Source organism: Bradyrhizobium pachyrhizi (genome assembly GCF_001189245.1).
GTDB lineage: Bacteria > Pseudomonadota > Alphaproteobacteria > Rhizobiales > Xanthobacteraceae > Bradyrhizobium > Bradyrhizobium pachyrhizi.
The window spans coordinates 56,586-69,759 of the sequence record NZ_LFIQ01000076.1; the positions used below are offsets into that span (position 1 = coordinate 56,586).

The window sequence follows — 13,174 nt, forward strand, 5'->3', positions numbered from 1 at the left end:
TATATAGGACGGTTTGCGGCAGGCTGATTTGCGGTCAGCTTGCGGGTGGTTGGAGACGCGAGGCGGGTGTTGGTGCGATTGACGAGGGCAGGGCGGGTGCGGGCAGGATGTTCCATCATCCTGGCCTATCTGTTTTGCGTGCTCGCGCCGTCCTTAGCGCTCGCATTCGGGGCGCCGTTTCCGTGCCTGACCGATGAGGTGCAGCCCGCCGCCGCGGCGCATGTGCATGCGATGCCGATGGCGCATGCCGAAGGCGTCGTGCACGATCATGCCGTCCACGATCATGGCGGCATGCATATGCATCGCGCGGCCGATGCCGCTGAACCACCTGCGAAGCACAGCCACGACGGCAAGAATCCGCCGGGGCCGTGCTGCGCGTTGATGTGCGTATCGGCGCTGCCGGCTGATCTTCCATTCGTCGCCGGTCCCCAGCATCCGATCGCCACGCGCCTTTCCGAGGCCCGTCAGAGTCTGCGAAGCGAGGCGCCGGCGCGGCTCTATCGTCCCCCCATCGCCTGATCTTTCGTTGACATCGTGGCTGCGCCGCGCGCTTGCGTGGGCACGCCTGTTATTCATCGGATGATCGGACAGATCCATGTATTCGCATCTCGGGGCGAGGCTCGCCGCCGTGGCCACCAGGCTTGGCAACAGGCTGGGCCGGCGCGCGCCATCGATATTCTTGTCGCGGATGGCCGCCGTCATCCTCACATCTGCGCCGCTCGCCGGCTGCATGGCCGACGGCCGGCCGGTCGCCGTCGCAGGTGACCCGGCAAATCCGGCGGCGGGGACGGCCGGGGTCGGCTACCGCTCGACGATCGCGCCCTACAGCAGCCTGCGTCCGTCGACGCCGCTGCCCTGGCGCGAGCGCAATGACGGCGTGACGCCGCCGGCCAATTCGAAGTCGGACAGGTAGGAGGGCGCCATGCGATATCTGGCCATCACGCCGATCCTGCTGCTGACATCCGCGCTCGCGGGATGCGCGTCGTTCTCGCCCGACACCGGCATGGGCGTCGTCTCCGAGGTGACCGAGCAGGCGATCGGCAAGGACGTCGCCTTTGTGCGGTCTGCGGATGAGGCCGCGACCGTCGACGCCGCGGTGAAGCGGCTGCTCGCGCATATTTTGACGGCGGATGCCGCCGTGCAGGTTGCGCTCTTGAACAACAAGGGGCTGCAGGCCGCCTATAACGAGCTGGCGCTGGCGGAGACCGATTACGTCGCCGAGAGCCTGCCGCCGAACCCGACCTTCTCGGTCTCCCGCATCGCCGGCAACGGCGCCAGCGAGCTCGAGCGGCAGGTGGTCGGCGACATCCTGGCGCTCGCGACCGTTCCGGCCCGCTCCGAGATCGCGCGCGAGCGCTTCCGCCAGGCGCAGCTCAAGGCCGCACTCGCTACCTTGCGGCTTGCCGCCGAGGTGCGGCGCAGCCACGTCGCGGCGGTGGCCGCGAACGAGACGGTCGCGCTGCTGACGGATGCGAAGGCGACCGCGGAGTCGACCGCGCAGCTCGCCAAAAAGCTCGGCGAGACCGGCGGCATGAATAAGCTCGACCAGGCCCGCGAGCAGGTGTTCTACGCCGAGATCACCGCCGACCTCGCCAGCGCGCGGCAGAATGCGGCGAGTTCGCGCGAGCGGCTGGCGCGTCTGCTCGGATTGTGGGATGACGATCTCGGCTTCCGGATTCCCGGCAAGTTGCCATTGCTGCCGAAGCGGCCATTGGAACAGCCGTCGATCGAGATCGCCGCGGTCGGCCATCGCGTCGACCTGCAGATCGCGCGGATGGAGATCGTCGCGCTCGCCAAGGCGCTCGATCTCACCGAGGCGACGCGCTTCGTCACGCTGCTCGACGTCGCCGGCATCGACAAGCGGACGCACGATCCCGAAGCCCCGCCGTTCAGGGAGCGCGGCTTCGACGTCCAGTTCCAGATCCCGATCTTCGACGGCGGCGAGGTGCGAGTACGCCAGGCGGCGGAGACCTACCGCCAGGCGATGAACCGCCTGACCGAGAAGGCGATCAACGTCCGCTCCGAGGCGCGCGACGCCTACCGCGTCTACCGCTCGAGCTACGACATCGCGCGCCATTACCAGCGCGAGGTGCTGCCGTTGCGGCAGATCATCACCGAGGAGATGCAGCTGCGCTTCTCCAGCATGCAGGTCGACGTGTTCGCGCTTCTGACCGAAGCGCGGCAGCGGCTCGCCTCGCTGCGCGCGGCGATCGACGCCAGGCGCGACTTCCTTCTGGCGCAGTCCGAGCTGCAGACCGCGATCAACGGCGGCGGCTCGGCCGGCGCAGCATCGACACCGTCTTCCATCGCCTCGGCCGCGCAGCCCGCGGCCGGCGGCGGTCACTGAATGGAGCAGCACATGTTTTCGCGACGAGGATTTCTGGGCAGCGCGGCGCTGGTCACGGCAAGCGCGGTCAGCGGCCGCGTCCAGGCCGCCGCCATTCCCGAAGCGCCGACCATGGACAAGGTGGTGATGCAGCCGCCGCTACATCCAACCAGCGGGCCCGACTACCGGCCGGTGGTGACGCTCAACGGCTGGTCGCTGCCGTGGCGGATGAACGGCGACTGGAAGGAATTCCATCTCGTCGCCGAGCCCGTGGTGCGCGAATTCGCCGACGGCATGAAGGCCAATCTCTGGGGCTATAACGGTCAGGCTCCGGGACCGACCATCGAGGCGGTCGAGGGCGACAAGGTCCGCATCTTCGTCACCAACAAACTGCCGGAGCACACCACGGTGCACTGGCACGGCATGATCGTGCCGTCAGGCATGGACGGCGTCGGCGGGCTCAACCAGCCGCACATCAAGCCGGGCAAGACCTTCGTCTACGAGTTCGAGATGAAGCACAGCGGGACCTTCATGTACCACCCGCATTCCGACGAGATGGTGCAGATGGCGATGGGCATGATGGGCATGTTCATCGTGCACCCGCGCGATCCGGCGTTCCGTGCCGTCGACCGCGACTTCGTCTTCATCATGAGCAGCTACCTCATCGACCCCGGCACCTATCTGCCGAAGGTCAATGAGATGACCGACTTCAACATGTGGACCTGGAACAGTCGCGTCTATCCCGGCATCGATCCGATGCCGATCCGGCTCGGCGACAGGATCCGCGTGCGGATCGGCAACCTGACCATGACCAACCATCCGATCCATGTGCACGGGCATAATTTCGCGGTGACCTGCACCGACGGCGGCTGGGTGCCGGTGTCAGCGCAGTATCCAGAGACCACGACCGACGTGCCGGTCGGCGCGGTCAGGGCGTTCGACATGCTCGCCGACAATCCGGGCGACTGGGCGTTCCACTGCCACAAGTCGCACCACACGATGAATGCGATGGGCCACGACGTCAGAAATTTCATCGGCGTGTCGCGCCAGGATCTGGCCAAGGCGGTCGGCAAGCTCGCGCCCGACGCGATGGTAATGGGATCGACCGGTATGGCGATGGGCAACATGGAGATGCCCGCGCCCGACAACACGCTGCCGATGATGACCGGCACCGGGCAGTTCGGGCCGATCGAGATGGGCGGCATGTTCACGGTGATGAAGATCCGCGAGGGGCTCGGCCGCGACGATTACGCCGACCCCGGACCGTACAAATATCCGCCGGGCACGGTTGCCTATGAGGTCGAGGCGCCCGCCGCCGAGCCCGCGCGCCGGCCGCCGGCGGCGCCCAGGCAAAAAGCCAAGCCATCGATGAAGGGAATGAAGATGTAGCGGATCCGGCTCACTCACCAACGACAAGCATCAAACACAGAATGGAGAATCCAGTGAAGCAACTCACCAGCATAGGCATCGTGCTGATTGCGCTGTCCGTCACCGCCGTGCCGTCGCGCGGCCACGAGAAGCACGGCCACGAATCCTATTCGGCCGGCGAGCCCGGCGATCCGAGCAAGCCCTCGCGCACGGTCGAGGTCGAGATGAAGGAGATGGAGTTCACGCCGTTCCGCATCGAGGTCAAGCGCGGCGAGCAGATCCGCTTCGTGATCCGCAACGCGGGCACCGAGGATCACGAATTCCTGCTCGCGACCACCGAAGAGAATCTGAAGCATGCCGAAGTGATGAAGAAGCATCCGCACATGGAGCATGACGATCCGAACGGCGTTCGCCTCGCACCGAAGAAGAGTGCGGAGATCGTCTGGAAGTTCACCAAGGCCGGAACGTTTGAATATTCCTGCCTGATCCCGGATCACCGCGACTACGGCATGACCGGCCGCGTCATCGTGAAATGAAACCAGCAGCGAAAGAAAGCACAACAATGATGAACAGGATGATCCAACTTGCCGGCGCCGGCGCGTTCGCGCTGGCTCTGACCCTGGGCGCGGCGCTCGCGCAGGCCGCCGCGATCAATGGCGAGGTCAAGAAGATCGATGAGGGCGCGGGCAAGATCACGCTCAAGCACGGCCCCGCCAAGAGCCTTGGCATGGACGAGCCGATGACGATGGTTTACCGGGTCAAGGATCCGGCGCTGCTGAAGCAGGTCAAGGTCGGCGACAAGGTCCAGTTCGAGGCCCAGGAGGGCGACGGCGGCTACACCGTCACCGCGATCCAGAAGGCGAAGTGAGGCGACGGCCCGCATCAGCAGATTGGGCTGCCGCCTAAACGCAGCCGGCAGCCCTTGAACCGGCGACGCATGATCGCCGGAGCTGTTCGAGATGGATCGGCTTGAATGCGTTACGTGGCCGGCGTTATCCTGTCGCCTGGAAGGACGAGCAATGAACGATTGCTGCGGGCAGAAGACCGCCGAATGCTGCGCACCACCGCCGCTGGCGCTGCCGATCAAGGCCGGCGTGAGGGCAGGGGACCGCGATCGCGCGGCCGATATGTGCGGCTGCTCGGGCGGCGTTCCAGTCTTTGACGGTCTCGATCCGCGCTACAAGCGCGTGCTCTGGACGGTCATCGGCATCAATGGCGCGATGTTCCTGACCGAGATGATCGCGGGTCAGCTTGCCGGATCGCAGGCGCTCAAGGCCGATGCGCTCGACTTCCTTGCCGATACGGTCACCTATGGACTGAGCCTTGCGGTGATTGGCGCCAGCCTGCGCGTGCGCGCCTCCGCCGCGCTGTTGAAGGGCGCGTCGCTGAGCCTGATGGCGCTGTGGGTGTTCGGCTCGACCGTCTACCAGACGTTCGTGCTCGGCGTGCCGAAGGCCGAGGTGATGGGCGCCATCGGCGCGTTGGCACTCGCGGCCAATCTAGGCTCGGTTCTGCTTCTGCTGCCGTACAAGGACGGCGATGCCAATGTCCGCTCGGTCTGGCTCTGCTCGCGCAACGACGCGATCGGAAACCTCATCGTGATGGCGGCCGCCCTCGGCGTGTGGGGATCGGTCTCGGCCTGGCCTGACCTTGCCGTCGCCGCCGTGATGGCGGTGATATTCCTCACCTCGTCGGTACAAATCCTGCGGCAGGCATGGGCCGAATATCGCGAGGCGGCACTACGCAGCCCGTCAGCGGCGCATGGCTGAGGAAGCCGCAAGCGCCCGGTGCTTCCTGCGACAGGCCGCGCCAGGGCGGAAATTTGCCGCGCATTTACCTTAAATGATGGCTCCGTGGGAACGTCCGTGGCAGCGGCGCGTTGCTGTGCATCATTCGCGCACAGAAGGCCCCCTCCATGACAATCAACGCGGCAATACTGATGGCGGCATTGGTGCTATCGGGAACCGTGTTGGCGCAAAGCTCCGGCCCTTCGGCCGGCTCGGCGGGGGCCGGGCAGGCCGCCAACGTGACCACCACCGGCGAGGCGCTGAACAGCGCCAAGAAGACCGGCGACAGCGGGCCGCCGGTGGAGAAGGCCGCGCGTCCGGCCAAGCCGGATGCCGGCGCTGCGGGCAACACGGTGGGGGCGAGCCGCCCGCAAAAGCCCGATCGTCGCCTCGAGCATTATCCGTAAGTCGCCCCGTAATCCTGGGGAGCTCGCCGGGTCCGAGCCGGTTCGGCCGGATCAATCATGATATCTCACGCCGCATCGGTTAGCCAAAGCGTTTGGCTGAAACGCGGTGGACAGGTTCATGGCGGGGAAGAACCGGGCCCAATTCCCGGGAATGGATCGGCAGATCGCCGGAGTGCTCCTTGTCCTTGCCGTGGCGCAAGTGTTCGGCTGGGGGACCCTCGGCCTGCCGGCCATTGCCGGTAACCGGATTGCGGCCGATCTCCACATCTCGCTTCCGATGGTGTTTGCCGGCACGTCGACCCTGTATGTGACAATGGGTCTGTGCGGGCCGGTGCTGGCGGAACCGTTCCGGCGCGTCGGCGCGCGGCGCGTCATGATGATCGGCAGCGTGATTGCCGCGCTCGGTTTCGTTGTGCTGGCCTGCGCGCATCAGGCCGCGCTCTATTTCGTCGCGTGGGCGGTCCTCGGTATTGAACGAGGTGGCCGGGCGGAACGCGAAGGGGGCGATTGGCGCGCTGATGCTGGTCACCGGACTTTCCAGCAGCATCTTCTGGCCGACGACCGCGTTCCTCACTGGAGCCGTCGGCTGGCGCAGCACCTGTCTGCTCTATGCCGCGGCGATGGTCCTTGTCTGCCTGCCGCTCTACACATTCGGACTGCCGCGCCGGGTGGCGAGCGAGGCTGAAACAGCATCGGCGTCGGACCGGTCGGTGGCGACGCCTCCGGCCGGGGGCACGTTCTGTCTGGTGGTCGCAGCAATCGCGCTCAACGCCTTTGTTAGCTTCGGGTTCAGCGCTGTGCTGGTCGAACTGTTGAAAGCGCAGGGGCTGTCGACAACCGAGGCGGTCGCGTTCGGTTCCATGCTCGGCATCGTGCAGGTGGCGGCACGCGCGATCGACTTTTTGGGCGGCGGCCGCTGGGACGGCATCACCACGGGGCTCGTCGCCGGCACGCTGCTGCCAGTCGCGATGCTGCTTCTGATCGTCGGCCACGGCAGCCATCTGGCGATCGCGGCCTTCATCCTGATCTACGGCCTCGGCAGCGGCGCGCTTGCGGTCGCTCGCGCGACGATTCCGCTGGTGTTCTACGACAAGAGTGCGTTCGCCAAGGCGACGTCGCATATCGCGTTGCCGCTCAACCTGATCTCGGCGGCATCGCCGCCCATTCTGGCCGGTCTGCTGACGCGGGTCGGCAGCAACGCCGTGCTCGAACTCGCATTCGCCTGCTCGGTCGGCGCGCTGGTGTTGCTTGCGATTCTCGGCCGCCGAAGGCGTGAGGTCGGGATCATCGCCACGCCGTGACGTCACGATGATCCGGACAGGTCGGTCCACTCTTTGTACAATCCGTGAGGCCAGGCACGACTTTTGCTTGCTTTTGATTGTGATGCGTTGGGCGTGATCGCGCGCTCGAAACATGGCACGGGGCATTGGCATGACCCAGCAGGTGATCGGCTTTGTCGGCTTCGGAGAGGCGGCGCAATGTTTCGCGACACATCTCGCAGGCAAGGGCGGTCCCGCGCCGCTGGTGTTCTGCGAGGGCAAGACCAATCGTCCGCCGTATTCGGACGCGTTTCAGGATATGGCGTCCGCATGCGGGGTGGAACTGGTGGACAGCCTCCCAGCGCTGATGGCGCGCGCCGACATCGTGTTCTCCGCCGTCGTGGTGGCGACCGCCGCGCCGGTCGGCCAAGCCATCGCCGGCCTGGTTCGGCCGGGAATGCTGGTGGTCGATGTCAACGCCTCAACGCCCCGAGCCAAGCGCTTGGTGGGCGATGCCGTGACGGGGAGCGGTGGTGCCTTCGTCGATGCCAACCTGATGGGCGCGGTCAGCATCTATGGTGCGGCGGTGCCGCTGTACTGCTCGGGCGACGGCGCCGCGCGCTTCGCCGAGTGGTTTGCGCCGTTGGGCTTCACGATCGAACTCGCCGGCCCCGACGCCGGCACGGCGGCGGCGGTGAAGATGCTGCGCAGCGTGGTGACCAAGGGCATGGAGGCGCTGATCGTGGAGGCGCTGACCGCCGCCTCGCTCGCGGGGGTGCGCAGCGAAGCGCTGCGCGGCATCTGTGAACCGATGGACGCGACGCGCTACAGCAAATTCGTCGACATGTGCGTGCGCACCGACGTGCTGCACGCCGAGCGCCGCGCCGTCGAGATGGATGGTGTCGCGGAGGGGCTGCGCGAGATCGGCCTGCAACCGATCATGACGGAAGCCACCGCCGCACGGCTCAGGACATCGGCGCGGCCCGGCCTGGGCGATGATTTCGCGGGTCGCCAGGCCTACAGCGCCGATGACGTGCTCGATGCGTATGCTGCACGGATGGCCGATCTCGCTCGCGATTCGTAAATTCGTAGAGCGAAGCGAAACCCATCGACTTCGTGCCACGGTGACGGTGCCCCGTTCCAGACCAAACGTAGGGCGCCGGGCGCTCTTTGTCAGCTGGGCCTTCGCCCAGCGGTTCGCATTCGCCGCCTTGAGGGCAACGAGGTCAGTCATTGGATTTCCAAAGAAAAAGCCGCTCGAAGGCGGCTTGGGTTGGTCTATTATGGGTTGCAGTAGATTGAGCCGGGGTGGTAGCACCACACCCGCAGGGCTCAATGAACAAACACTCCTACCGTCCAGACATCGATGGACTTCGCGCGATCGCGATCGGCACCGTGGTGCTTTACCACGCGTTTCCAACCGCGCTTCCGGGGGGATTCATCGGCGTCGACGTCTTCTTCGTCATTTCCGGGTTCCTCATCTCCGGCATCGTGTTCTCCGAGATGGAGGCCTACCGGTTCTCGTTCCTGCGCTTCTACATCCGCAGGATCTGTCGAATTTTTCCAGCGCTCGCGCTCGTCCTCATCACGACGTGCGCCGTAGGCTGGTTGTGGCTCTTGCCGGCGGAGTGGCTGCGCCTCGGTCAGGAGATACGCGGTGGCGCATTCTTCTTCGCGAATTTCGTCTTTCTTGGTCAGGCCGGCTACTTCGACCAGGCCTCGATCCAAAAGCCTCTGCTGCATCTTTGGTCGCTTGCCATCGAAGAGCAGTTCTATCTGGCGTGGCCGGTCATCGTCCTCCTGTTCTATCGCAGCCGGTTCGCGCTCGGCACCCTGATCTGGGTCGCGCTGATCGCGTCTCTTGCCCTCAATCTCGCGACCGTCGCTGGCGACCCGGTCAAGACGTTCTACATGCCGACCACACGAGCATGGGAGCTGCTGATCGGCTGTCTCCTCGCTTTTCGTGACGTCTCGTCGGAGACCGCGACCGCCCGACTGTTTGCCGCCATTGAGCGGGTATTTTCGTCCAATCTGCGCGCCCTCTCTGGACTCGCCCTCATCGCTGTCGCCGCAACGCAGTTTGACAGTCACCAGCTTTTCCCCGGCTGGCGCGCCATCTTTCCGACCGTCGGCGCCGCGCTGCTCATTTCCGCGGGCCCGGCGACACTCATCAACCGTATCCTGCTGGCCAATCCCGCCGCGGTCTTCGTTGGCCTGATCAGCTATCCGCTTTACCTGTGGCATTGGCCGCTCTTGTCCCTAGCGACCATCTATCGAGGTTCCCTCGGCACAGCCGAGACCTGGACCCTTGTCGCTGCCGCGGTCGCTTGCGCAACGGCTACCTATTATCTGATCGAACGCCCAATTCGGTTCGGAACGTCCCTCACCAAGCGCTCGGCAGCAGCCGTCTTGGCAACGCTGTGCATCGTGATCGGTCTCACCGGACAGTTGATCTCGTCAGACCACTTCACCTCAAATGCCCAGAGGTATGGCCTCGATCGCATCATCAACGCCGCAAGCGAATGGTCCTATCCAACCGACGACCTTGAAGCCTTGGGGTGGAAGGGCTTCGTACTGCGAAAATACAAATCCTCCAATGGCCCGCACTCGGTGCTGTTCTTCGGGGACAGCAATATGGAGATGTACTGGCCTCGGGTGCAGTTCCTTGCGTCGCAGGACCGCCTCAACAGGGACAGCGTTTACTTCTTCACTTACGGCGGCTGTCCACCCATGCCTGACCTGACGGATGTCCAGCATCCCTATTGCGCCGGCTTCGTCGATGCAGCCAAAGCCGCAATCCGCGACAAGGACATCAAGACCGTCGTGCTCGGCGCGCATTGGTGGGGCTACCTCAACTCCGCTTCGCCGTATCGATACAAAGATCAGGGCGCATCAAAACCCGATGGCCGCACCGGCGCTATCAACGCGCTGGCGGCGATGGCAAAAGAGTTCACCCAAGAAGGGCGAACCGTCTATGCCATCATGAACATCCCTCTCTCCGGGTTGATGAGCCCGCCGAGCATGATCCGACGCAAGCTGACCTCCTTCGAGATCGTCCCCAGCCCAATCGAACTCACAACCCAACGCGAGGGCCTGAGCCTGACAGAAACACTACGCGCAGCACTCGAGGCCGCCGGTGTGAAGATCATCGACCCCATTCCTAGCCTTTGTGACAGGGAAAGCTGCCCGACCCTGACGCTGGCCGGCGATCCGATCTATCGAGACGCCATGCACCTTCGGCCGACATTTGTACGATCTAGCGCCTCCTACATCGACCAGGTCCTGCAATAGAGCGAAGCGAAACCTATCGTCTGTGCCCATCGCGCGAAGGATGGGTTTCGCGGAGTCCATCGTCGGGCCGCGCTTTGCGCGGACCCGTTGGCTCTACCCATCCTACACAGCAAAAAGCCGGCGCAGTCGTCGCGACCACGCCGGCTCGATGTAGCGGTTGCCTTAACTCAGTAAACCAGGCCGGTGCCCGGGGGCTTCTCCAGCGCTGCGGCGAGCGAGCGATATTCGTCACTGTTGGTGCCGGCGAGCTGGGCGATGCGGTTCAGGTGATATTGCGCCTGATCGCGGTTGCCCTGTTCGACCTGCCAGAGGCCGTAATACTGCCAGGTGCGGACATGGGCCGGGTCGGCCTTCAGCGCGCGCTCGTACCAGATCTGCGAGACCTTGTAGTCGCCGAGCTTGCGATAGGAGTAGCCGATCAGGTTGGCGACGTCGGCGCGATCATCCTGGCCGAGCGCCTTCAGCTGCTCGATCGCGGCGGTATAGTCGTGCTTGTCGTAGATCGTGGTGTAGGCGGCGCGATAGCCGGCCAGGAACTTCTGATCGTCGATCGCGGAGCTCTTGTTCTTCTTCGCCTTCTTGCCCTTGCTGCTGCCGCTGTCGGAAGCCGGCGGCGAGGGATTGTCGCTGCCCGCGGCATAGGCCGAGATGACCGGCCCGGAGGCGAGCGTCATCGAGAGCACTGCGAGGCCCAAAAACTTCGTCTTCCTGCTCATTCCTGGTTGCTCCTGATCGTTCCTGATCGTGCTCGGTAATCCTACACCGAAGCCTGATGACTTGAACACCCAGGGGTGCAGAACATTCCCGGCCGATCCCACGATTGCGTGATCCTGCTTTTCCGGCGGTAGAGGAGAACATGACAGAGATGTCATGCACATGAATGAAGTCCGTCAGGGTCCTTCAGAACGGGTTCAGTGCGCGACCCATAAGGTCACGTGCATTGATCGGTGAGGCCGACCATCCGGCCGGAGACCTCTCGATCCCGACGAGGAGGACCATCATGCTGAAGACGATTTCCGCCGCGCTGCTCGCCATGTCCGTGATCGCAGCGCCCGCGCTCGCCGCCGAGACCGGCAAGGCCGCAACGCCCGCGCCGGCGACCACGACTGCCCCGGCGACCAAGGCCGCTCCCGTGATCAAGAGCGAGCAGCTGCCGTCGAAGGTGCGCAACGCCAACGCCAAGATGCACCACAAGCACTATCGCCATCACCGCCACCACAAGCACATGGGCATGCTGAAGGTGAAGGCTCCGAAGCATGCGACCAAGCACGTCCACGCAAAGGTCGCGACCAAGCACGTCGCGCCAGCCAAACGCGGCTGACCCAGGCGCGGTTGAATCTGATCCGAAGGGCGTAGTTTCGATCCACATTGCCCCGCTGCGCTCTTTGGATACAGACCCGGCCCGTCCGTCCATTGCTTCCCCAATGGCGACGGGCCGGAGTGCGTCCGGCTCCGGTTGTGAACCCGGGCGAAGAATAACCGAGTTGCGAATTCCCTTTGGCCGCCCGGCAGTTTATGAGACGCCTCCGGGGACTCAGGGAACAGCGTCGTTTGCGGATTTCATCACAACTGGCAGCCATCCTGCTGCTCTCGCTTCCGCTCGCCGGCTGCCTCACCAGCGACGACGGCGGCGGGCCCACCACCTTCACCGATGACCGGGGCGTCGCCAACCAGCCATTCCCGGACCGCTACCGCGACCAGATCCTCGCCTTCATGCGGACCTACCTGAACAATCCGGTCGGGGTCCGCGAGGCTGCTATCGCCGAGCCGGTGCAGCGCACGGTCGGCGGCCGACTGCGCTACGTCGTATGCCTGCGCTACAGCGCGAAGGATACCGACGGCAATTATCGCGCCGCCCGCGAGCGCGGTGTCCTGTTTGTCGACGGCCGGCTCGACCGCATCCTCGACAACCCCGCCGAGCCCTGCGCCGGCGCGTCCTACGCGGCATTTCCGGAACTGGAAAAGATGTCGCGCTAAGGCATGATCCGGAAAAGTGTGAAGCGGTTTCTCCGAAAAGATCACGCCCGAACAAGTGGCAGAAGCGCGATCTGATTGCGCTTCTGCGCGGCCGCTTGTCGCAAGCCTGATCGAAACGTTAGCGAACTCCGATCACTTTTCGGGGAGCGTTGAACTTCACTTTAGCCGTCTGCGACTTACATCCAGCCGAGATGCGGCTTCTTAACCGGTGAAAAAACCTTCTGTGCCAGGGAACAAACGGGCGTTGTTGCGACCCTGTCACAGCTCGGAAACATCACGGGTGCGGCATTGCCCCAAAGCAACCTAATTGAGGTCACGTTGTTTGGCTTAACAGCGCAGCGTTAGTAACGGGGATCAGAAATGAAGAAGTTTTTGCTCGGCACAGTCGCGCTGGCCGCTCTTGCGGGCCCTGCGTTTGCGGCTGACATGCCGGCCCGCACCTATACCAAGGCACCGCCGCCCTATACCGCCCCCGCTGTCGTCTACAACTGGACCGGTTTCTATATCGGCGGCCATGTCGGCGGCGCGTTCACCGACGGCAACAACCTGATGGGCAGCGACGCGCGCTTCATGGGTGGTGTGCAGGGCGGCTTCGACTATCAGTTCGCCCCGAACTGGGTGATGGGCGCCGAGGCGCAGTATTCTTGGCTGCCCAACTCCTCGAACAATGGCGTGCTGCTCCCGGGCGGAACGCTGGTGACCGGCAACACCGACCAGATCGGTTCGGTGACCGGCCGCCTCGGCTACACCTGGGGTCCG

At 64.5% G+C, this 13,174-nt stretch carries 13 protein-coding genes and 2 pseudogenes; 13 read left to right on the forward strand and 2 right to left on the reverse strand.

Annotated features, from left to right (window positions below; genetic code table 11):
* Positions 1-153: 153 nt before the first annotated feature.
* Positions 154-702, reverse strand: coding sequence for a hypothetical protein (locus AKL29_RS43670; protein ID WP_193395220.1), 549 nt, complete (start codon positions 700-702; stop codon positions 154-156).
* Between AKL29_RS43670 and AKL29_RS15340 the strand changes: the two genes are divergently transcribed.
* The 10 genes and pseudogenes from AKL29_RS15340 (at position 689) to AKL29_RS15385 (ending at position 10,438) form a co-directional block, all read left to right on the forward strand.
* Entirely contained in the window at positions 689-913 is a 225-nt protein-coding gene (locus AKL29_RS15340; RefSeq protein ID WP_317247383.1) for a hypothetical protein, read from the forward strand. The genes AKL29_RS43670 and AKL29_RS15340 overlap by 14 nt on opposite strands.
* 9 nt (positions 914-922) lie before the next feature.
* Positions 923-2,347, forward strand: coding sequence for a TolC family protein (locus AKL29_RS15345; protein ID WP_050384770.1), 1,425 nt, complete (start codon positions 923-925; stop codon positions 2,345-2,347).
* Between the two features lie 12 nt (positions 2,348-2,359).
* Positions 2,360-3,715, forward strand: coding sequence for a multicopper oxidase family protein (locus AKL29_RS15350; RefSeq protein WP_050384847.1), 1,356 nt, complete (start codon positions 2,360-2,362; stop codon positions 3,713-3,715).
* A gap of 41 nt (positions 3,716-3,756) precedes the next feature.
* Positions 3,757-4,230, forward strand: coding sequence for a cupredoxin domain-containing protein (locus tag AKL29_RS15355; protein ID WP_028335355.1), 474 nt, complete (start codon positions 3,757-3,759; stop codon positions 4,228-4,230).
* A 29-nt stretch (positions 4,231-4,259) separates the two neighbouring features.
* Positions 4,260-4,562, forward strand: a complete 303-nt coding sequence (locus AKL29_RS15360; RefSeq protein WP_050384848.1) for a copper-binding protein — start codon at positions 4,260-4,262, stop codon at positions 4,560-4,562.
* Positions 4,563-4,713: 151 nt separating this feature from the next.
* Positions 4,714-5,463 (forward strand): cation efflux transmembrane domain-containing protein, encoded by a 750-nt coding sequence (locus AKL29_RS15365; protein WP_050384771.1) that lies wholly within the window; start codon positions 4,714-4,716, stop codon positions 5,461-5,463.
* Positions 5,464-5,609: 146 nt separating this feature from the next.
* Positions 5,610-5,888 (forward strand): hypothetical protein, encoded by a 279-nt coding sequence (locus tag AKL29_RS15370; protein ID WP_038381721.1) that lies wholly within the window; start codon positions 5,610-5,612, stop codon positions 5,886-5,888.
* A gap of 118 nt (positions 5,889-6,006) precedes the next feature.
* A pseudogene (locus AKL29_RS15375) lies at positions 6,007-7,189 on the forward strand (MFS transporter).
* A 130-nt stretch (positions 7,190-7,319) separates the two neighbouring features.
* The gene (locus AKL29_RS15380; protein ID WP_050384772.1) at positions 7,320-8,231 is read left to right on the forward strand and encodes an NAD(P)-dependent oxidoreductase; all 912 of its coding nucleotides are present in this window, start codon (positions 7,320-7,322) and stop codon (positions 8,229-8,231) included.
* Positions 8,232-8,482: 251 nt separating this feature from the next.
* A complete protein-coding gene (locus tag AKL29_RS15385) occupies positions 8,483-10,438 on the forward strand; it encodes an acyltransferase family protein (protein ID WP_050384773.1) in 1,956 nt (651 codons plus the stop codon).
* A 167-nt stretch (positions 10,439-10,605) separates the two neighbouring features.
* Here the strand turns inward: AKL29_RS15385 and AKL29_RS15390 are convergent, their stop codons facing one another.
* Positions 10,606-11,154, reverse strand: coding sequence for a tetratricopeptide repeat protein (locus AKL29_RS15390; RefSeq protein WP_050384774.1), 549 nt, complete (start codon positions 11,152-11,154; stop codon positions 10,606-10,608).
* 284 nt (positions 11,155-11,438) lie between these two features.
* Between AKL29_RS15390 and AKL29_RS15395 the strand changes: the two genes are divergently transcribed.
* From AKL29_RS15395 to AKL29_RS44880, 3 genes and pseudogenes are all read left to right on the forward strand, one after another.
* Positions 11,439-11,759 (forward strand): His-rich protein BRANT, encoded by a 321-nt coding sequence (locus AKL29_RS15395; RefSeq protein ID WP_038377671.1) that lies wholly within the window; start codon positions 11,439-11,441, stop codon positions 11,757-11,759.
* 230 nt (positions 11,760-11,989) lie between these two features.
* Positions 11,990-12,415: a hypothetical protein gene (locus AKL29_RS15400; protein ID WP_050384775.1), complete on the forward strand. Its 426-nt coding sequence runs from the start codon at positions 11,990-11,992 to the stop codon at positions 12,413-12,415.
* Between the two features lie 360 nt (positions 12,416-12,775).
* Positions 12,776-13,174: pseudogene (locus tag AKL29_RS44880) on the forward strand (porin family protein); the annotation flags it as partial.